Origin of the sequence: Sphingomonas larreae (assembly GCF_051400595.1) — a bacterium.
GTDB lineage: Bacteria > Pseudomonadota > Alphaproteobacteria > Sphingomonadales > Sphingomonadaceae > Sphingomonas.
The window spans coordinates 723,492-741,613 of sequence record NZ_JBLFFI010000001.1 but is presented as its reverse complement, the minus strand read 5'-3'; the positions used below and the strand labels follow the sequence as shown (position 1 = coordinate 741,613).

The following is an 18,122-nucleotide window of genomic DNA, read 5'->3' as shown; positions in this document are numbered from 1 at the left end:
GTGTCCGCTCACAACGAGCCGCACGAAGCAGGTGTTCCGGGCACAATAGCCCTTAATTAACTAACTTAGCCACATTGTGCGCGGTGAAGCAAGGCCTGGTCGGCGAGCACCAGCGCCACCATCGCCTCCACCACCGGGACGCCGCGAATGCCGACGCAGGGGTCGTGGCGGCCCCTGGTGGCGATCTCGGTTGCGCTGCCCTCGCGCGTGATGGTCTCGACCGGCGTGAGGATCGAGCTGGTCGGTTTGAACGCGACGCGCACGCGAACCGGCTGGCCGGTCGCGATCCCGCCTGCGATCCCGCCGGCGTGGTTGGCGAGGAAGGCGGGACCGTCGGCGCCCGGGCGCATCGCGTCCGCGTTCTGCTCACCCGAGAGCGCCGCCGCGGCGAAGCCATCGCCGATCTCCACGCCCTTCACCGCGTTGATCGACATGCAGGCGGCGGCCAGCTCGCTGTCGAGCTTGGCGTAGAGCGGCGCGCCCCAGCCAGCCGGCACGCCGGTGGCCTCGCACACCACCACCGCGCCGAGCGACGAACCCGCCTTGCGCGCGGCATCGATCTTCTCCTCCCAGCGCGCCGCGGCGGCGGGATCGGGGCAGAAGAAGGGATTGGCGTCGATCGCGGCGTCGTCAAACGCGGCCGGGTCGATCCCGTCGCCGCCGATCGCCTCGACCCAGGCGCGGACGCGTACCTGCGGCACCACCAGCCGCGCCACGCCTCCGGCCGCAACCCGCGCCGCGGTCTCGCGCGCGGACGAGCGCCCGCCGCCCCGATAGTCGCGGACGCCGTATTTGGCGTCATAGGCGTAATCGGCGTGGCCGGGACGATAGGCGAGCGCCACCTCGCCATAATCCTTCGAACGCTGATCCACGTTCTCGATCATCAGGCTGATCGGCGTGCCGGTGGTGCGCCCCTCGAACACGCCGGACAGGATGCGCACCTGGTCGGGTTCGCGCCGCTGCGTGGTGAAGCGCGACTGGCCCGGGCGACGGCGCTCGAGCCACGGCTGGATGTCCGCCTCGCTGAGCGCGATCCCGGGCGGACAGCCGTCCACCACCGCGCCCAGCGCCGGCCCATGGCTCTCGCCCCAGGTGGTGAAGCGGAACACGCGGCCGAAGGTGTTGTAGCTCATGCGCGAGGGTCCGAATGTTGAGAAAGTTGAGACGCGCGCGGGTCAGCGTTCAACCTTCGCGGGCGGCCGGCGGGGGACATGGCGTGCGCTGTGCCAGATGCGGGAGGGTTAGGACAGAGGCGCATGAGGTCGCCTTGTACTCACGCGCCACCCCGGCGAACGCCGGCATTCGGTTGGGGCACGTATGTGAGACCCACGAAGCTTTTCTCAACCGGGCCCCGGCGTTCGCCGCGGCGGCTCACCGCGGCGAGCGCTCGTCACCGGAAAGCCGCGGCTGCCCCCGCTCACTATTCGCCGAGCAGCGCGAAGGCATCGGCGTGGCGCGCGTCGCCGCGGACGCCGCACGGCATGAGCCCGCCCTGGAGCGGCAACGCCAGCAGATGCTCGCCCGCATAGGGCGACGCGAAATGACGCGCATAATCCTCGTGAAACCCGAACCGGCGGTAATAATTCGGGTCGCCCAGCACGAAGCACAGCACCACCCGCTCCGCCTCGAGCCGCTCGAGCCCGGCCTGGACTAACGCTTCGCCCACGCCGCGACGACGATAGGCCGGCGCCACCGCGAGCGGTGCCAGCGCCACCGCGGGCACGTCCTGGTCGTTGACCGTCACCGCCATGCGGCTGAATGCCACCGCACCCACGATCGCGCCGCTGTCCGCTTCGGCCGCGGCCATCATCAGCACCATCGCGCCTTCGATGCACAGGCGGCGCACGAGATCCGCCTCGTCGGTGCGCGCGAAGCAGCTGCGCAGCAGCGCATCGATCCCTGCCACGTCCTCGCCCCGCGCGGGGCGGACGATCAGCTCGGCCGAGGCGTCCGCCTCAGGCAAGCGCGATATCCGGTGCGTCCTCCGCCTTCATCCCGATCACGTTGTAACCGGCATCGACATGGTGGATCTCGCCGGTCACCCCGCTGGCGAGGCCGCTCAACAGATAGAGGCCGGCGCCGCCCACGTCCTCGATCGTCACGGTGCGGCGCAGCGGCGAGTTCAGCTCGTTCCACTTCAGAATGTAGTTGAAATCGCCGATGCCGCGCGCCGCCAGCGTCTGGATCGGCCCCGCCGAGATGGCGTTGATGCGGATATTGTCCGGCCCGAGATCGACCGCGAGATATTTCACGCTCGTCTCCAGTGCCGCCTTGGCCACGCCCATCACGTTGTAATGCGGGATCACCTTCTCGGCGCCGTAATAGGTCAGCGTCAGGATCGCGCCGCCTTCGGGCATCATCGCGCGCGCACGCTGCGCCACCGCCACCAGCGAGTAAGCGGAGACGTTCATCGTCATGAGGAAATTGTCGAGCGTGGTGTCATAATAGCGGCCGCGCAGCTGCGACTTGTCGGAAAAGCCGATGGCGTGGACGACGAAGTCGATCGTTGGCCATTCCTGCGCCAGCGCGGCGAAAGTGGCGTCCAGCGCGGTCATGTCAGACACGTCGCAATCGAACAGCCGCGCCACGCCGAGCTGCTCGGCGAGCGGGCGGACGCGCTTCTCCATCGCTGCGCCCTGGTAGGAGAAGGCCAGCTCGGCCCCTGCCTCGCTGAGCTGCTTGGCGATCCCCCAGGCCAGCGACTTGTCGTTGGCGAGCCCCATGATGAGCCCGCGCTTGCCCGCCATCAATCCGTTCACGCCCTTACCCTGTTCATCATTCACCTTGTTCGGCCCCCTCTACAACCGCATCAGGCGGCTCCGCCAGTGCCGCGTTGAGGTGCGCGCCGAACACCAGGCCGAGGCCGATCAGATAGAAGAACAGCAGCATCACCACCACCCCGGCCAGGCTGCCATAGGTGAGGTCATAGCCGCCGAGCTGCGAGAGCGCCCAGGGAAGGCCCGCCGTCATGCTGACCCACCACAAAGTGGTGAACAATGCTCCCGGCCATTTCCTGCTGTCGCTGCGGCGATAGCGGCCGGGCGTAACCGAGTAGAACAGCATGTAGAGCGCACCGAACATCACCGCGGCCGGGATCAGGCGCGCGAGGTTGAGCCAGTCGGCGACATGCTGCGCGAACGGGAGGAGGCGATAGATGAACTGCTCGGCCGCGATCAGCAGACCCTGCACCAGGAAGGAGAACAGCGCGATCACCACCGAGCCGATGATCGCGACGCTGAGCCCCAGCCGCGCGCGCCACAGCGACTGCGACGAGCGCGTGCCATAGGCGCGGCGGAAGATGTCGCGGATCGTCTCGGCGAAGCTGCCGACCGTCCACAACCCGACCAGCGCGCCGAACCAGAGCAGCGATCCGGTGCGCGCCTGGAGCACGTTGTGGATCGGCTCGCGCAGGATCGTCGCCACGTCGCGCGGCAACACCGAAAGGAAGCTGGAGACCGCGCGCTGCACCTCATCGGTCTGTCCGAACAACGAGGCGATCGCGGTGGCGACGATGAAGAACGGGAATACCGTCATTAACGCGAGGTAGGCGAGGTTCCCGGCGTGGATGAAGCCATCGGTGTAGACGCCGACCGCGCTACGCTTGAGCACTTCCCAGCTGTAGCTGCCGGGGCGGACGCGCGCGAGCTGGCGGTCGAGCCGGCGCCGCGCGGCGCCGTGATGGCGTGCGCGGTCCTCAGGCGTGAGCGAAAGAGGGGCGTCCGTCACCCAAATCAGACGCCCATGTTGGCGCGCGGGTTCCCCGCGCCGGCCCAGCCCGCGACGAAGGATTTCAGCGCCGCGTCATCCGCGGGCACGTCGATCACCAGCCGGACGAGCTGATCGCCGCGCCCCCCGGCTTTGCGGTGGAAGCCCTTGCCTTTCAGGCGCAACGTCTTGCCCGAGGTCGATCCGGCGGGGACGGTGAGCATGACCGGCTTGTCGACGGTGGGCACCTTGACCGCACCGCCCTCCACCGCCTCCTTGAGCGTCACCGGCAGGTCGAGCCGCACGTCATCGCCATCGCGGGTAAAGAAGCGGTGCGGCTGCACCTCGATCGTCACGATCGCGTCGCCCGGGCCGCCCGCGCCGGGGTCGCCCTTGCCCGAAAGGCGCATCTGCGTGCCGGTATCGACACCCGCAGGAAGCTTGAGATCGATCGTGCTGCCGTCGGCGAGCGTCACGCGCTGCGGCGCGAGCGCGGCGGCGTCGGCGAACGGCACCTGCAGGCGATAGGCGACGTTGCCACCTTTCGGCGGCGGCCCGGCGTTGCGCCGGCCGAAGCCGCTGGCAAAGCCGCCGGCGCCGCCGGCACGTCCGCCGAACAGGCCCTCGAAGATATCGGACATGTCGGGCGCCTCGCCGCCCGTGTCGAACTGCTGTGAGCGGAACCCGCCCGCGCCACCCGGGCGCGCGCCGCCGGCGCCATAGCCGAAGGGGGCGGTGGGGTTGCCGTCGCCGTCGATCTCGCCGCGGTCGTAGCGCGCGCGCTTGTCCTTGTCGGTCAGCAGATCATAGGCGCTGGTGACCTTGCCGAACCGCTCCGCCGCCTTGGGATTGTCTTGGTTGCGGTCGGGATGCAGCTCCTTCGCCAGCTTGCGATAGGCTTTCTTGATGTCCGCCTCGCTGGCGCCGCGCGCCACGCCCAGCGTCGCATATGGATCGGCCATGGATTCCCCAAATGGTGTGTTACCTCCCTATGTGGGATAGTCGCGCGCCGATCGCAATCGCCGTGGCGACGCGCGCCCGTCCCTCGCGCGGTGTTGACCCGCCGCGGCGGGCCACCGTACAAGCTGGCCTCGGGGCGGTCCGAGCGGGCCGCCCTTGTTCTTTCCGAGGAGAAGGCCCCGTGTCGTCCACCCCTGCGCTGATGCCCGTCTATCCGCGGTGCGGCGTGCGCCCGGTGCGAGGCGAGGGCGTCTATCTCTACGGCGAGGACGGCGAGCAGTATCTCGATTTCGCCAGCGGCATCGCGGTCAACGCGCTCGGCCACGGGCATCCCAAGCTGGTCAAGGCGATCGCGGATCAGGCCGCGACGCTGATGCACACCAGCAACCTGTATGGCAGCCCGCAGGGCGAGCATCTCGCGCAGCGGCTGGTCGATCACACCTTCGCGGACACGGTGTTCTTCACCAACTCGGGCGCGGAGGCGGTGGAGTGCGCGATCAAGACCGCGCGGCGCTATCATTATGCCAATGCCAACCCGCAGCGGCACGACCTGATCACCTTCGACACCGCCTTTCACGGCCGCACGCTTGGCGCGATCTCGGCGACCAACCAGGCCAAGATGCGCGACGGCTTCGAGCCGCTGCTGCCCGGCTTCAAGTACGCGACGTTCAACGACCTGGCGGGCGCGCTCGCGCTGATCGACGAGCATAGCGCCGGCTTCCTGGTCGAGCCGATCCAGGGCGAGGGCGGCATTCGCCCCGCGTCGGAGGAGTTCCTCCGCGGCCTCCGCGCGGCGTGCGACGAGCACGGGCTGCTGCTGGTGCTCGACGAGGTGCAGGCGGGATACGGCCGCACCGGCAAGTTCTTCGCGCACGAGCTGTACGGTATCACGCCCGACATCATGGCGGTGGCCAAGGGGATCGGCGGCGGCTTCCCGCTCGGCGCCTGTCTTGCCACCGCCGAGGCGGCCAAGGGCATGGTGTTCGGCACGCACGGGTCCACCTATGGCGGCAACCCGCTGGCGATGGCGGCGGGCGAGGCGGTGCTCGACGTGATCCTGGAGGAGGGCTTCCTCGATCAGGTGGCGCGGATGGGCGAGCGGCTTCGCTCGTCCCTCGAGCAGCTGATCCCCAACCACGATCACCTGTTCGACCATGTCCGCGGCCATGGACTGATGCTCGGCCTCAAGCTGAAGAGCGACAGCCGCCGCTTCGTCGCGCACTGCCGCGACCAGCACGGGCTGCTGCTGGTGGCGGCGGGCGAGAATGTCGTCCGCGTGCTGCCGCCGCTGGTGATCGACGAGAGCCATATCGCCGAGTGCGTCGAAAAGCTGAGCGAGGCCGCGCGGGTCTACGTTCCGGTGGCCGACGAGTAGGAGCAATCCTCCCCGCTCGCGGGGAGGGGAACCGCTACGCGCCAGCGTGGTGGTGGAGGGGGAGCTCCGTGAACGACAGCGCTGGTGGAGGTTCCTCCATCTGTCGCTGATCGAGCGGCCTCTCCCATACCGCGGAGAAGTGACATGCGCCATTTCCTGAGCCTCAGCGACGCCGGTGGCGACGCGATCGCCGCCATGCTGGCCGATGCGCTCGAGCGCAAACAGGCGCGCGCGGGCTGGCCCAAGGGCCGCGCCGACGCCGATGCGCCGCTCGCCGGCCGCGTGCTGGCGATGATCTTCGAGAAGAACTCGACGCGCACCCGCGTCAGCTTCGATATGGCGATCCGCCAGCTCGGCGGCCAGTCGATCGTGATGGAGGCGGGGCAGATGCAGCTCGGCCGCGGCGAGACGGTGGCGGACACCGCGCGCGTGCTGTCGGGCTATGTCGATGCGATCATGATCCGCACCGATGATCACGCCAAGCTGGAAGAGATGGCGGTGCACGCCAGCGTGCCCGTGATCAACGGCCTCACCGACGAATCGCACCCGTGCCAGATCATGGCGGACCTGCTCACCATCGTGGAGAGCGGGCGCCAGCTGCCTGGGCTCAAGGTCGCCTGGCTGGGCGACGGCAACAACGTGCTCGCCTCGATTGTCGAGGCGGCGGCGCTGCTCCACTTCGACGTGGTCGCGGCGTGCCCGCAGGGGTTCCAGCCCGAGGAGGAGGCGATCGTCCGCGCCTCGGGCCGCGCGCGCGTCGTTGCCGACCCGCGCGAGGCGGTGGCCAATGCCGACGTGGTCGTCACCGACACGTGGATCTCGATGGGCCAGGCGCAGGCCGAGACCAAGCTGCGCGCGATGATGCCTTATCAGGTCGACGCCGCGCTGATGGCGGCGGCCAAGCCCGGCGCCGCCTTCCTCCACTGCCTCCCCGCGCATCGCGGCGAGGAGGTCACGCCCGAGGTGATCGACGGGCCGCAGTCGCTGATCTGGCAGGAAGCGGAGAACCGGCTCCACGCGCAGAAATCGGTGCTGCGCTGGTGCTTCGGCCAGATCGGTTGATCGCGGGCGCGCGACTTCCCAGATAGTCGGGACTAGACCGCCTACTCTCCGCTCTCCGTCAAGCCGGGCTTGACCCGGCATCCATGGCGCCGCGAACGCTACCGGCCGCGGCGTTCGCGGAACGATGGACCCCGGAACAAGTCCGGGGTGACGACAGGGCGGTGAGCCAGTCGCATCACTCGTCAGTACGAGGCAGCCTTGACCGACACGACCGCTCCCGACCTCGACCGCGCGCTCGGCTTCACCATCCCGGCGCGGCACGCGCGCGGGCGCGTGGTGCGGCTCGGGCCGACGCTCGACACCATCCTGGCCGCGCACGCCTATCCGCCCGCGATCGAGAAGCTGCTCGCGGAGGCGCTGACGCTCACCGCGCTGATCGGCAGCACGCTCAAGGATCCGCAGGGGCAGCTGACGATGCAGACGCAGACCGAGGCGGGCGTGGTCACGCTGCTGGTGTGCGACTATCGCGCCGGCGAAGTGCGCGGCTACATCCAGTATGACGCCGACCGGCTCGCCGCCGCGCCCGCGGAGCCGTCGCTGTTCGCGCTGTTCGGCAAGGGCTATCTCGCGATCACCTTTGATCTCGCCACCACCGGCGAGCGCTACCAGGGCATCGTCCCGCTCGACGGCGACACGCTGAGCGAGGCGGCGCAGAGCTATTTCTACCAGTCCGAGCAGATCCCGACCTTGGTGCGCGTCGGCATGCGCAAGAGCGCGGACGGGCGCTGTGTCGCGGGCGGTCTGCTGCTCCAGCACCTGCCCGAGGGCGAGGAAGGGCGCGAGCGGCTCCACACCAAGCTCGATCACCCCGAGTGGGAGCATATCGAGGCGCTCGGCCAGACGATGGGCGGCGACGAACTCGCCGATGTGGACGTGCCGCTGGAGACGTTGGTGTGGCGGTTGTTCAACGAGGAGGCCGAGGTGCGCGTGCTCGCCGGGCAGCCGCTGGTGAAGGGCTGCCGCTGCGATGTCGACTATATCCGCTCGGTGCTCGCGCGCTTCCCGCTGGAGGAGCGGCTCGCGATGGCGGACGAATCGGGCGTGATCGGGGTGGACTGCGCCTTTTGCTCGACCAGCTTTCCGGTGCGCGCGGACGAACTGGTGGGTTGAGGGCGGCTCCTGCGCCGCGACCCCATTCCGTTCGCTTCAAGTGGCCCTCAGGCTTGCCGCGACCGCATATCGAGGAGGAGTCGGAGGCGGCGCGCTCTCGCGACGCGCTCCCGAGAGGTTCGATCGCTACCCGAGCCGAACGGAAGGGGAGAAGACGGCGATCGGTAGGAGGGGCATCACCGTTAGTCCGACCTTAACCTTCATCCCCCATAAGCGTCCTCGTGCTGGTGATGCGGCACGCTCTCTCCCTAGCTTGACACCAAGCACCTTACGGGCCGCCCTCGGGCGGCCCTTTTTCTTGCGCTCGTGCGCGCGAAGGCCTAGCCCGCGCCGCATCATGACCCAATCGACTCCCGCGGTCGTGCTCGTCTCGGGCGGGCTCGACTCCCTGGTGTCCGCCGCGCTCGCGCGCGAGGCGGGCCACCCGTTGTTCGCGCTCTCGATCGACTATAACCAGCGCCATCAGGTCGAGCTGGCGGCGGCGCGGCGGATCGCGCATGCGCTCGGCGCGACGCGGCACGTCCTGTTGCCGATCGACCTTTCGGCCTTCGGCGGCTCGGCACTGACCGATCGCGCCATCGACGTGCCCAAGGGCGGCGTGGACGGCACCATTCCCGTCACCTACGTGCCCGCCCGCAACACGATCTTTCTCAGCCTGGCGCTGGGCTGGGCCGAGGCGGCGGGCGCGCGGGACATCTATCTTGGCGTCAACGCGCTCGACTACTCCGGCTATCCGGATTGCCGGCCCGAGTTCATCGCCGCTTATGAGCGGCTCGCCGAACTCGCCACCAAGGCCGGCGTCGAGGGCCAGCCGTTCCGCTTCCAGGCGCCGCTCCAGCACATGACCAAGGCCGATATCGTGCGCGCGGGCGCGCGGCTCGGGCTCGACATGGGGATGAGCTGGTCGTGCTACGATCCCGCGCCGGGCGAGCTGCATTGCGGGCGCTGCGACAGCTGTCGCCTGCGCCACAAGGGCTTCGTCGAGGCCGGGGTGACCGATCCGACCCGCTATGCGGTGACCCCGCCGGTCGACTGACATGAGCTACGCCGTCAAAGAAATGTTCCTGACGCTCCAGGGCGAGGGCGTGCAGGCGGGCCGGCGTGCGGTGTTCGTGCGGTTCGCCGGCTGCAATCTCTGGACCGGGCGCGAGCAGGACCGCGCGCGCGCGGTATGCCGCTTCTGCGACACCGATTTCGTCGGCACCGATGGCGCCGGCGGCGGGCGGTTCGCCGACGCCGCCGCGCTGGTGGCGGCGGCGGAGGGCTTTTGGGGCACGGACCGGGAGCGGCGCTTCGTCGTGCTGACCGGGGGCGAGCCGATGCTCCAGGTCGACGACGCCGTCATCGACGCCTTCCACGCTGCGGGCTTCGAGATCGCGATCGAGAGCAACGGAACGCTGCCCGTTCATCCCGGCATCGACTGGGTGTGCATCAGCCCCAAGGCCGGGAGCGACACGGTGCAGCGTTCGGGCGACGAGCTGAAGCTCGTCTGGCCGCAGGCCGGCACCGACCTGGACGCGGTGCAGGGCTGGGACTTCCGCCACTTTCTGCTCCAGCCGCTCGACGACGCGCGGGCGGAGGAGAATGTCGCCGCGGCAATGGCGCTGGTGATGGAGCGCCCGCGCTGGCGGCTGTCGCTGCAGACGCATAAGATGCTGGGTCTGCGCTAGCTCGGCAAGCGCAGCAGCGCGCGGGACGTCGCGTCGCCGGCGAGAAGCCGACGACCCCCGTCTCCATGTCGCTCAGACGACCGCCCCCGGCGCCTCGCGTCGCCGCGAGCGCACCGGGACGCCGATCAGCGCGAAGCCGATCAGCATCATCGCCCAGGTGCCGGGCTCGGGCACGGCGCTGAGCACCTCATCATGTCGAAGCAAGCGTGGTGCTCGCCCGAGTTCGTAATCGAAACGATCTTCAACGCGCATAGCATAGCGACTTGGAAAGAGCCTTGTCTGTGCCGGTGTCTGGCAAGAGCAGGAGGCGAGCCGCGGGGCGCGGTCGTTCGCCTTTCTTTTGAACGAGAACGTGACCAGTCAACGGAGCGGAACGCAAAGTTCAACGAAGACGAGAGGTTGACGTTTCCGCGCAGCAGAGGCCGTGGACAGGAGCAAGGCCGCATCATCCGATCACGGCGGCATGTTCTTCTTGAATCATGGTAAGGCCGCGTTGCGCCGCCGTCCCTACCTCGCCACCGCCGACGCGGGGGAGTGCGACGATCCACCGGTGTCGAAGCGACAAGCCTGCACCAGCGGCTCGGCAATCAGTCCCCGCACCCGTTCACCGCCCGGGCACAGCGCGGCGGAAGCGCCGCCACGCGCCGGCTCCGTCGAAGGTTGCTTTGGCGGGAGGGGCGCCTGCCCGGCGCCCTCGCGCCTCACCGCGCTGCGTACACCATCGGGGTGAGGGGCGCGCCGCACTTCTGCTCCATGAACAGGCCCTTCTTCCAGCAAGCCTCGTCGAAGCGGGGCAGCGTCGCGGGCAACACCTGGAGTGATGGGAATTGCTGCTCGCCATATGGCTTCAGGCTGTTGCGCAGCTCGCGCATCCGCGCCACCGCAACGGTGCCGAAGCCGCCGCGCGGCGCATAGAGCGCGTCGCGACCGATGCTCGCTGCGGTGGCGCAGAAGTTGAACTGCGCCGCCACGGTAGCGAAACCGGCATAGGTGCGGGTGCCGAATTGATCGAGCGCGGACTGACCTTCCTTCTTGGTCTTGGCAATGCGCGTGAAATACTTGCCCAGCGTGTCGAACGAGCTGGCCAGTTCGGCGCGATGATCGGCCAGGATCGCATTGTAGTTCTGCACGGTCAGCAGCGTCGGCTCGAACTGGCATTGCAGCGCGGCGACGTTGAGCGCGGCGCGCATGTTCCACACCACGCCAGCACGCAGCTCCGCGGGCGTCGCCCCCGGCAGCGGATGCCCCATGCCGTCCTCGTTGCCGACGATCGGTTCGCCGTGCAGATCCTTCGACTTGAAGAAAAACTGCGCCGACGCCGGCGCCGCCGCCAACACTCCAGCCGCCAGCGCCACCCATGCGCCGACGATCCCCACCTTCTGCATTCCCCAACACTCCTCGACGCGGCTACGGCCGCGCCACCCTTTTACGTCAAATCGGGTAAATCGCCCAAGAACATTCCATCGTACGAAAGATTCAGTCTGGCGCTGCGACAGGGAACCACCGCCTTGCTTGTTGAGGCGGCGTAACGACGGGAGGGTAATCCGGCCAAAACAAAGGGCCGCCCAGTTCCCCGGGCGACCCTTGTCAACACAATCGCCGGATGCGGCAGATTACATCGCGTTCGACATGTTCGACATCATCATGTCGTTACCCATGGTGTCGTTCGCCATCATGCCGCCGTTCATGGCGCCGTCAACGGCGGTCATGTTGTCGGTCATGGTGTCCATGCCCTCGGTGGCGTTCATGTCGGTGATCATGGTGTTCTCGCTGGTCTCGGTCTTCGAACCGCACGCCGAAACGGCGAGAGCGGCTGCCACGAGCGCCGAACCGCCGAGGACCTTGGTGATGACTGCACGCATGAATTTGCTCCCTAGACTGTGGATTAGGCGACCACCCGGCCGTTTTTTATCCCAAACCGGCGTAGACATTAATCGTAGATGACCGCCCTCTCAAGCCTCGTTTTCACCGACGCAAGTCAGGCTTTGCAGAAAGGCGTCGACGGTTAACGCTAGCGCGGCGTCGAAGGTTGCAGCGTCGTGCGGCGAGCCGAGTGCGGCGGCGCTGGTGACCGGGAACTCCGCCAGCCCGCATGGCACGATGCCGCCGAAGTGCGACAGGTCGGGTGCGAGGTTGATCGAGAAGCCGTGCAGCGTCACCCAGCGCCGCACCCGGATCCCGATCGCGCCGATCTTGGCCTCGGCGCCGGCGTGATCGTGCGTCCAGATGCCGACGCGGCCCGGCGCGCGGAAGGCAGCGATGTCGAGCCGCGCCAGCGCCGCGATCAGCCAGCCCTCCAGCGCATGGACGAAGCAGCGCACATCGCGTCCGCGCTTGTTCAGGTCGAGCATGAGATAACCGACGCGCTGGCCGGGGCCGTGATAGGTGTAGCGTCCGCCGCGCCCGGCCGGCACCACCGGAAAGCGCGGATCGACCAGCTCGCGCGGATCGGCGCTGGTCCCGGCGGTGTAGACCGGCGGATGTTCGAGCAGCCACACCAATTCGCGCGCCTCTCCCGCGGCGACCGCGGCAGCGCGCGCCTCCATCGCGGCCAGCGCCGCGGCATAATCGGTGAGCCCGGGCGACACGCGCCAATCCACGTCCTCGATCATCGCCGGCTGGTGCATCCGCGCCAGATGTGCGTCCGCGGCGCGGTTGGCAAGCGCCCGGCGGAGCGCTAGGCGGGCGGTTGAAGGGAACGTCGCGCGATGATCAGGATGGCCTTGGTGTGGGAGCGCACGGTCGACGTGCTGCGCGGTCGTGCCGCGATCCTCGCCGGCATCGCATTTGCCACGATCGTGATACCCTCCGTCCTCGAAGCCGCGGCGGCGAGCTTGCTCGCGCCGGGCCAGGGTGCGGCGCTCGTTCGGATGGTGGTGAACGTCGCCGCCGCGGTCCTGATGCTGTTCGGCATGCTCGCCATCACCGCGGTGGCGAGCGACCCGCGCGTCGATCGGGCGGCGGCTTATGGCATCGCGACGCGGCGGATCGGTGCCGCGGTTGGCGTCACCGCGGCGCTGGTGGTCGGGCTGGCCTTGACCTTCGTCCCGGGCGCGGCGGCGCTGATCGCTGCGGGCGCGACGGTGACCGCCGCCGGCATGGTGGACCTGCAGCGCGCCGCGCCCGGTCCGCTGGCGATCGGTGCGCTGCTCGTGCTGGTCGCCGCGGCGGTGCTGCTGTGGCTCGGTGCGCGCCTGGCGCCGCTGTTCGCGGTGGTCGTGAACGAGCGGCGCGGACTGGGGGCGCTGCGGCGCTGCTTCGCGCTGACCCGCGGCAGCGCGGCGCGGCTCATCGGTGTGCTGATCCTCTACGGCGTGCTGTTGATGGTGATCACCGTCGCGGTGCGCTCGGTGATAGGGGTCGCGCTTCAGTTGCTGCTCGGCAGGGACGCGGCGGTGTTGTTCGGCACGAGCGTGGCGCTGGCGATCGTCAGTGCGGGCGCGACGGTGGTGCAGAACGTCTTCTACGCGCAATTCTACGTCGCTGCGTGCGCGCGCGACGACGCCGCGGCGCTGCGCGCATGAGCCTCACCTTCGCCGGCCTGCTCTCGGTTGCGTGGCGGCTGTTCCGGCGCGATCGCGAGCTGGTGCTGCGGCTCGCCGCCCTGTTCGTCTTTCTGCCCGCCTTTGCCGCGCTGCTGCTGTGCGACCCCTTGCCGCCGCTGCCGCCGCCGCCGCGCGACGAGCTGATGATGCGCGCCTGGCTCGCCGCGGTGACCGTGTGGGGGCAGAGCAACGCTCTGTTCTACCTGCTTGCCGACCTGCTCGCCGCTTATGGCGTGGCGGCGATCGCGCTGCTGCTGCTCGATCCCGACCGGCTGACGGTGGGGCAGGCGCTCGGCCAGGCGCTGGCGCGGCTGTGGTCGTTCGTGCTGGTGACGATGGCGGTGGCGGTGCCGGTCGGGCTCGGGATGTGGCTGCTGGTACTGCCGGGCCTCTACATTCAGGCGCGGCTGATCGCGGCGCTGCCCGCGCTGGCGCGTCACCCCGCGCTGCGCGCCGGGCCGGCGCTGCGGCTGAGCTGGCGGCTCACCAAGGGGCAGGACTGGGCGATCACCGGCGCGCTGGTGACCTTGTTTCTGGCGCAATGGGTGGCGGTGTCGCCGCTGCTGGCCGCGGACGAGGCGCTGCGCGCGCCCGGGAGCGGCGATCCGGTGCTGCTCGCGCTCACCGACGCGCTGCTTGCCGTGATCCCCGCAGCCTATGCGGTCGCGGTGCTGCTGCTCGGCGTGGTGGTCTATCGCGCGGCGAGCAGGGGCAGCTGAGGCGCACTGTCGGCGGGGAGCGCGCCGGTTACGCGCGGGTCGGTGAAGGTTTCGATCGTGCGCCGCGTCGGGGTGAAGCCCTGCGCGCGGTAGAAGCCGAGCGCGCCGGGATGATCCAGTGTGCAGGTATGGAGCCACACGCGTGTCACTCCCGCGATCCAGGCGCGCTGGAGCGTCTCCGCCATCAGCCAGCGCCCGTGGCGCTGCCCGGTGAGCTCGGGCACCAAGGCGAAATAGCCGATCTCGCACGTGCCACTGGCACGGAAGTCGAGCTCGACCATCCCGACCTCGATGCCGCTTGGGTCGACCGCGGCGAAGACCTGCACCTGCGGGTGGTGGATGATCGCGGTGAGCGCGGCATCGTCCATGATGAGCCGCGAGAACCACAGCCAGCGCGCGCCGACGCGGCGAAACAGCGTGCGGTACTTCTCCGGCTCCGGCCGCGCCCAGCGCACCAGTCGCAGCGGTGAGTCCGGCGTGGGGCGCAGCGCCGGCCGACGACGCATCTCCAGCGAGGTGACCACGGTGGCGACCTGGTCGGCGGGAAGGTGGGTCAGCCCCATGTCGCCACCGGCGGCAAGCTCATCAGGATGGCGTCGACGTTGCCGCCGGTCTTCAGGCCGAACAGGGTGCCGCGATCATAGACGAGGTTGAACTCGGCGTAGCGCCCGCGCCATTCGCGCTGCTGCGTCACGTCCGCGTCGGTGAAGGGCAGGTGCATCCGCCGCCGCACGATCCGCGGGTATACGTCGAGGAAGGCCCGGCCGACGTCCTGGGTGAAGGCGAGGTCGGCGGCGAAGTCTCCTTCGAGATGGTCGTAGAAGATGCCGCCGACGCCGCGGTGCACGCCGCGGTGCGGGATGTAGAAATAGTCGTCCGCCCATTGCTTGAAGCGCGGGTAATAAGCCGCATCGTGGTGGTCGCAGGCGCGCTTCAGCGTGGCGTGGAAGTCGTCCGTGTCCTTGGCGATCGGCAGCGGCGGGTTGAGGTCGGCGCCACCGCCGAACCAGCGCTTGGTGGTGGCGAGGAAGCGCGTGTTCATGTGCACCGCGGGAACATGCGGGTTGGCCATGTGTGCGACCAGGCTGATGCCGGTGGCGAAGAAACGCGGGTCGTCGCCGGCGCCGTGGATCGTGCGCGCGAAATCGCCCTCGAACGTGCCGCCGACGGTGGAGACGTTGACCCCGACCTTCTCGAACACGCGGCCCTTCATCACCCCGCGCACGCCGCCGCCGCCGGGCGCGCCGCTCGGATCGGCGCGGTCCCAGGCGAGATAGTCGAAGCGCGCGTCGGAGCCCGCCTCGCGCTCGATCGCCTCGAACTCGGCGCAGATCAGGTCGCGCAGCTGCTCGAACCAGGTCCGGGCGGCGGTCTGCTGTTCGTCCAATATCATGGAGATGCGCTCTCGCCCGCGGAGAGGGCTGCGGTCAATCGGTCAATCTGTCCCACCCGCCGGTCTGGCGCAGCGCCTCGCCGAGGATCAGCGCGCCCGCGATCGCCACGTTGAGCGAGCGCAGCCCGGCGCGCATCGGCACGCGCACGCGCAGGTCGGCGCGATCGTGGACATGCGCCGGCACGCCCGCGCCCTCGCTGCCGAGCAGCAGCACATCGTCCGCGACGAAGCGCGCCCGCGACAGCGGCACGGCGGCCGCGGTGGTGGCGAGCACGACACGGCCCGCGACGGTGGCGAGGAAGGCGTCCCAGTCGGCATGGCGCCGCACCTGCACATGCGCGGCATAGTCCATCGCGGCGCGCGCCAGCGCGCGTTCGCCGAACGGGAAGCCCATCGGCTCGATCAGATCGACCGCGACATCGAGGCAGGCGCCGAGCCGCAGCAGCGTGCCGACGTTGCCGGCGATATCGGGTTGGAACAGCGCGATCCGCATCGCTGCCGCTCTACGCAGGTTGTTGCGCGACCGCAAAATGGGATTGGCAAAGCGCGGGGCCCGCGGCTATCACCCCCGCCAGACCGCCTCGGGGACGGGCAGGTCGGCGCGGGGAGGCGGCATGTCGCGACGGCATCGGATCGACCCGGCGGGAGAATGAAACGGGTAGAGGTTTGACGCGAATGGCGACGGTCGAGAACAATATTCCGCCGGGCGAGGATCCCGCGCCCTATCACGAGCCTGCCCACGACCCGCGCCGCCGCGACTTCATCAACATCGCCGCCGTGTCCTTCGCGGGGATCGGCGCGGTCGCGATCGTGCTGCCGTTGATCAACCAGATGAACCCCTCGGCCGACGTGCTCGCGCTGTCGACCACCGAGATCGACATCTCCAAGATTGCGCCGGGACAGGCGATCAAGTCCTCGTTCCGCAAGCAGCCGCTCTTCGTGCGCAACCTCACGCCGAAGGAGATCGGCGAGGCCAATGCGGTCGATGTCGGCTCGCTGCGCGACCCGCAGACGCTTGCCGAGCGCACCAAGCCGGGCAAGGAGAACTGGCTGATCACGCTGGGCGTCTGCACCCATCTCGGCTGCGTGCCGCTGGGCGCGGGCGAGGGCGAGAACAAGGGCCCGTTCGGCGGCTATTTCTGCCCGTGCCATGGCTCGGCCTATGACACCGCCGGGCGGATCCGCCAGGGGCCGGCGCCGCAGAACCTGCACGTGCCCGATTACAATTTCACGTCCGACACCGTCGTGACGGTCGGCTGAGGGAGAACGAGAGATGAGCTTTCCCTGGGCCAAGCATTATGAGCCGAAGCAGCCGCTGATGCGCTGGCTGGACGAGAAGCTGCCGCTGCCGCGCCTCGTCTACAACGCCATTGGCGCGGGCTATCCGGTGCCGCGCAACCTCAACTATTTCTGGAACTTCGGCGTGCTCGCCGGGGCGGCGCTGGTGATCCAGATCATCACCGGCGTGGTGCTGGCGATGCATTATGCCGCCAACGGCGCGGTCGCGTTCGGCTCGGTCGAGAGCATCATGCGCGATGTCAACGCGGGCTGGTTCCTGCGATACGCGCATGCCAACGGCGCGTCGATGTTCCTCGCGGTGGTCTACATCCACATCGGGCGCGGGCTGTACTACGGCTCGTACAAGGCACCGCGCGAGATGGTGTGGCTGCTCGGCGTGGTCATCTTCCTGCTGATGATGGCCACCGCCTTCATGGGCTATGTCCTGCCCTGGGGGCAGATGAGCTTCTGGGGCGCGCAGGTGATCACCGGCTTCTTCTCGGCGATTCCGCTGGTGGGCGAGACCATCCGCGTGTGGCTGCTGGGCGGTTTCGCGCCCGACAACGCCGCGCTGAACCGCTTCTTCTCGCTCCACTATCTGCTGCCGTTCGTGATCGCGGGCGTGATCATCCTGCACATCTGGGCGCTGCACATCCCGGGCTCGAACAACCCCACCGGCGTGGACGTGAAGGGCGAGCAGGATACGGTGCCGTTCCACCCTTATTACACCGCCAAGGACGGCGTCGGTGTGGCGGTGTTCTTCCTGATCTTCGCCACCTTCGTCTTCTTCTCGCCCAACCTGCTGGGGCATCCGGACAATTACATCGAGGCGAACCCGCTCTCGACGCCGGCGCACATCGTGCCCGAATGGTACTTCCTGCCGTTCTACGCGATCCTGAAGAGCTTCACCGCGGACTTCATCTTGCCGGCCAAGCTGTGGGGCGTGCTGGCGATGTTCGGCTCGATCCTGCTGCTGTTTTTCCTGCCCTGGCTGGACAGCTCGCCGGTGCGCTCGGCCAACTACCGGCCGACCTACCGCTGGTTCCTGATCGTGCTGGTGTTCGACGTGCTGGTGCTCGGCTATGTCGGCGGCGCCGAGGCGACCGCGCGTAACGTGATGCTGGGGCAGATCGCCGCAGCTTATTATTTCGCGCACTTCCTGATCATCCTGCCCTTGGTGTCGGCGGCGGAGCGGCCGCGGCCGCTGCCCAACTCGATCACCGAGGCGGTGCTGGAGAAGCACGGCGGTACCGCGCCCACCAAGACCGCGATGGCGGGCTGAGAACGAGACGAAGAGGGGATCTG

Annotated in this window: 20 protein-coding genes and 1 pseudogene; 9 read left to right on the top strand and 12 right to left on the bottom strand. The window is 68.9% G+C overall.

Annotated elements, in window-relative coordinates:
- Window positions 1–65: 65 nt before the first annotated feature.
- The 5 genes from aroC to ACMGDM_RS03275 form a co-directional block, all read right to left on the bottom strand.
- A complete protein-coding gene (aroC, locus tag ACMGDM_RS03295) occupies window positions 66–1,133 on the bottom strand; it encodes a chorismate synthase (protein ID WP_436802686.1) in 1,068 nt (355 codons plus the stop codon).
- Window positions 1,134–1,420: 287 nt separating this feature from the next.
- A complete protein-coding gene (locus tag ACMGDM_RS03290; protein ID WP_436802685.1) occupies window positions 1,421–1,963 on the bottom strand; it encodes a GNAT family N-acetyltransferase in 543 nt (180 codons plus the stop codon).
- Complete coding sequence (gene fabI, locus ACMGDM_RS03285) at window positions 1,956–2,747, bottom strand: enoyl-ACP reductase FabI (protein WP_436803618.1); 792 nt, start codon at window positions 2,745–2,747, stop codon at window positions 1,956–1,958. Before fabI ends, ACMGDM_RS03290 begins: the two co-directional genes overlap by 8 nt.
- Before the next feature lie 28 nt (window positions 2,748–2,775).
- The gene (locus tag ACMGDM_RS03280; RefSeq protein WP_436802684.1) at window positions 2,776–3,726 is read right to left on the bottom strand and encodes a YihY/virulence factor BrkB family protein; all 951 of its coding nucleotides are present in this window, start codon (window positions 3,724–3,726) and stop codon (window positions 2,776–2,778) included.
- Window positions 3,727–3,731: 5 nt separating this feature from the next.
- Window positions 3,732–4,667, bottom strand: coding sequence for a DnaJ C-terminal domain-containing protein (locus ACMGDM_RS03275; protein ID WP_436802683.1), 936 nt, complete (start codon window positions 4,665–4,667; stop codon window positions 3,732–3,734).
- A gap of 179 nt (window positions 4,668–4,846) precedes the next feature.
- Here ACMGDM_RS03275 and ACMGDM_RS03270 point away from each other — a divergent pair, with 179 nt between their 5' ends.
- The 5 genes from ACMGDM_RS03270 (at window position 4,847) to queE (ending at window position 9,882) form a co-directional block, all read left to right on the top strand.
- Window positions 4,847–6,040: an aspartate aminotransferase family protein gene (locus ACMGDM_RS03270; protein ID WP_436802682.1), complete on the top strand. Its 1,194-nt coding sequence runs from the start codon at window positions 4,847–4,849 to the stop codon at window positions 6,038–6,040.
- Between the two features lie 144 nt (window positions 6,041–6,184).
- Window positions 6,185–7,102, top strand: a complete 918-nt coding sequence (gene argF, locus ACMGDM_RS03265; protein WP_436802681.1) for an ornithine carbamoyltransferase — start codon at window positions 6,185–6,187, stop codon at window positions 7,100–7,102.
- 198 nt (window positions 7,103–7,300) lie between these two features.
- Window positions 7,301–8,212 carry an Hsp33 family molecular chaperone HslO gene (hslO, locus tag ACMGDM_RS03260; RefSeq protein WP_436802680.1) on the top strand — a complete coding sequence of 304 codons (912 nt, stop codon included), beginning with the start codon at window positions 7,301–7,303 and terminating at the stop codon, window positions 8,210–8,212.
- A gap of 337 nt (window positions 8,213–8,549) precedes the next feature.
- Window positions 8,550–9,248, top strand: a complete 699-nt coding sequence (gene queC / locus ACMGDM_RS03255; RefSeq protein WP_436802679.1) for a 7-cyano-7-deazaguanine synthase QueC — start codon at window positions 8,550–8,552, stop codon at window positions 9,246–9,248.
- Between the two features lies 1 nt (window position 9,249).
- Complete coding sequence (gene queE / locus ACMGDM_RS03250) at window positions 9,250–9,882, top strand: 7-carboxy-7-deazaguanine synthase (protein ID WP_436802678.1); 633 nt, start codon at window positions 9,250–9,252, stop codon at window positions 9,880–9,882.
- Between the two features lie 72 nt (window positions 9,883–9,954).
- Here queE and ACMGDM_RS03245 read toward each other — a convergent pair.
- The 4 genes and pseudogenes from ACMGDM_RS03245 to lipB form a co-directional block, all read right to left on the bottom strand.
- Window positions 9,955–10,068 (bottom strand): annotated as a pseudogene (locus tag ACMGDM_RS03245) (PEPxxWA-CTERM sorting domain-containing protein); the annotation flags it as partial.
- 515 nt (window positions 10,069–10,583) lie between these two features.
- On the bottom strand, window positions 10,584–11,267 hold the full coding sequence (locus tag ACMGDM_RS03240) for a hypothetical protein (RefSeq protein WP_436802677.1): 684 nt from the start codon (window positions 11,265–11,267) through the stop codon (window positions 10,584–10,586).
- Between the two features lie 228 nt (window positions 11,268–11,495).
- Window positions 11,496–11,744, bottom strand: a complete 249-nt coding sequence (locus tag ACMGDM_RS03235; RefSeq protein WP_436802676.1) for a hypothetical protein — start codon at window positions 11,742–11,744, stop codon at window positions 11,496–11,498.
- Between the two features lie 90 nt (window positions 11,745–11,834).
- The gene (gene lipB / locus ACMGDM_RS03230; protein WP_436802675.1) at window positions 11,835–12,509 is read right to left on the bottom strand and encodes a lipoyl(octanoyl) transferase LipB; all 675 of its coding nucleotides are present in this window, start codon (window positions 12,507–12,509) and stop codon (window positions 11,835–11,837) included.
- Between the two features lie 81 nt (window positions 12,510–12,590).
- Here lipB and ACMGDM_RS03225 point away from each other — a divergent pair, with 81 nt between their 5' ends.
- Both ACMGDM_RS03225 and ACMGDM_RS03220 read left to right on the top strand, forming a co-directional pair.
- A complete protein-coding gene (locus ACMGDM_RS03225) occupies window positions 12,591–13,406 on the top strand; it encodes a hypothetical protein (RefSeq protein WP_436802674.1) in 816 nt (271 codons plus the stop codon).
- Complete coding sequence (locus ACMGDM_RS03220) at window positions 13,403–14,146, top strand: hypothetical protein (protein ID WP_436802673.1); 744 nt, start codon at window positions 13,403–13,405, stop codon at window positions 14,144–14,146. Before ACMGDM_RS03225 ends, ACMGDM_RS03220 begins: the two co-directional genes overlap by 4 nt.
- Here ACMGDM_RS03220 and ACMGDM_RS03215 read toward each other — a convergent pair.
- The 3 genes from ACMGDM_RS03215 to ACMGDM_RS03205 are packed head-to-tail and all read right to left on the bottom strand — an operon-like array spanning window position 14,119 to window position 16,032.
- Window positions 14,119–14,709 (bottom strand): GNAT family N-acetyltransferase, encoded by a 591-nt coding sequence (locus ACMGDM_RS03215; protein ID WP_436802672.1) that lies wholly within the window; start codon window positions 14,707–14,709, stop codon window positions 14,119–14,121. The genes ACMGDM_RS03220 and ACMGDM_RS03215 overlap by 28 nt on opposite strands.
- The gene (gene hemF / locus ACMGDM_RS03210) at window positions 14,700–15,539 is read right to left on the bottom strand and encodes an oxygen-dependent coproporphyrinogen oxidase (RefSeq protein WP_436802671.1); all 840 of its coding nucleotides are present in this window, start codon (window positions 15,537–15,539) and stop codon (window positions 14,700–14,702) included. Before hemF ends, ACMGDM_RS03215 begins: the two co-directional genes overlap by 10 nt.
- A 34-nt stretch (window positions 15,540–15,573) precedes the next feature.
- Window positions 15,574–16,032 carry a tRNA (cytidine(34)-2'-O)-methyltransferase gene (locus ACMGDM_RS03205; RefSeq protein ID WP_436802670.1) on the bottom strand — a complete coding sequence of 153 codons (459 nt, stop codon included), beginning with the start codon at window positions 16,030–16,032 and terminating at the stop codon, window positions 15,574–15,576.
- A 182-nt stretch (window positions 16,033–16,214) separates the two neighbouring features.
- On the opposite strand from ACMGDM_RS03205, the gene petA reads away from it, so the two are divergent.
- Window positions 16,215–16,799, top strand: coding sequence for a ubiquinol-cytochrome c reductase iron-sulfur subunit (gene petA, locus ACMGDM_RS03200; protein ID WP_436802669.1), 585 nt, complete (start codon window positions 16,215–16,217; stop codon window positions 16,797–16,799).
- A gap of 13 nt (window positions 16,800–16,812) precedes the next feature.
- Window positions 16,813–18,099 carry a cytochrome b gene (locus ACMGDM_RS03195; RefSeq protein ID WP_436802668.1) on the top strand — a complete coding sequence of 429 codons (1,287 nt, stop codon included), beginning with the start codon at window positions 16,813–16,815 and terminating at the stop codon, window positions 18,097–18,099.
- Window positions 18,100–18,122 lie beyond the last annotated feature (23 nt).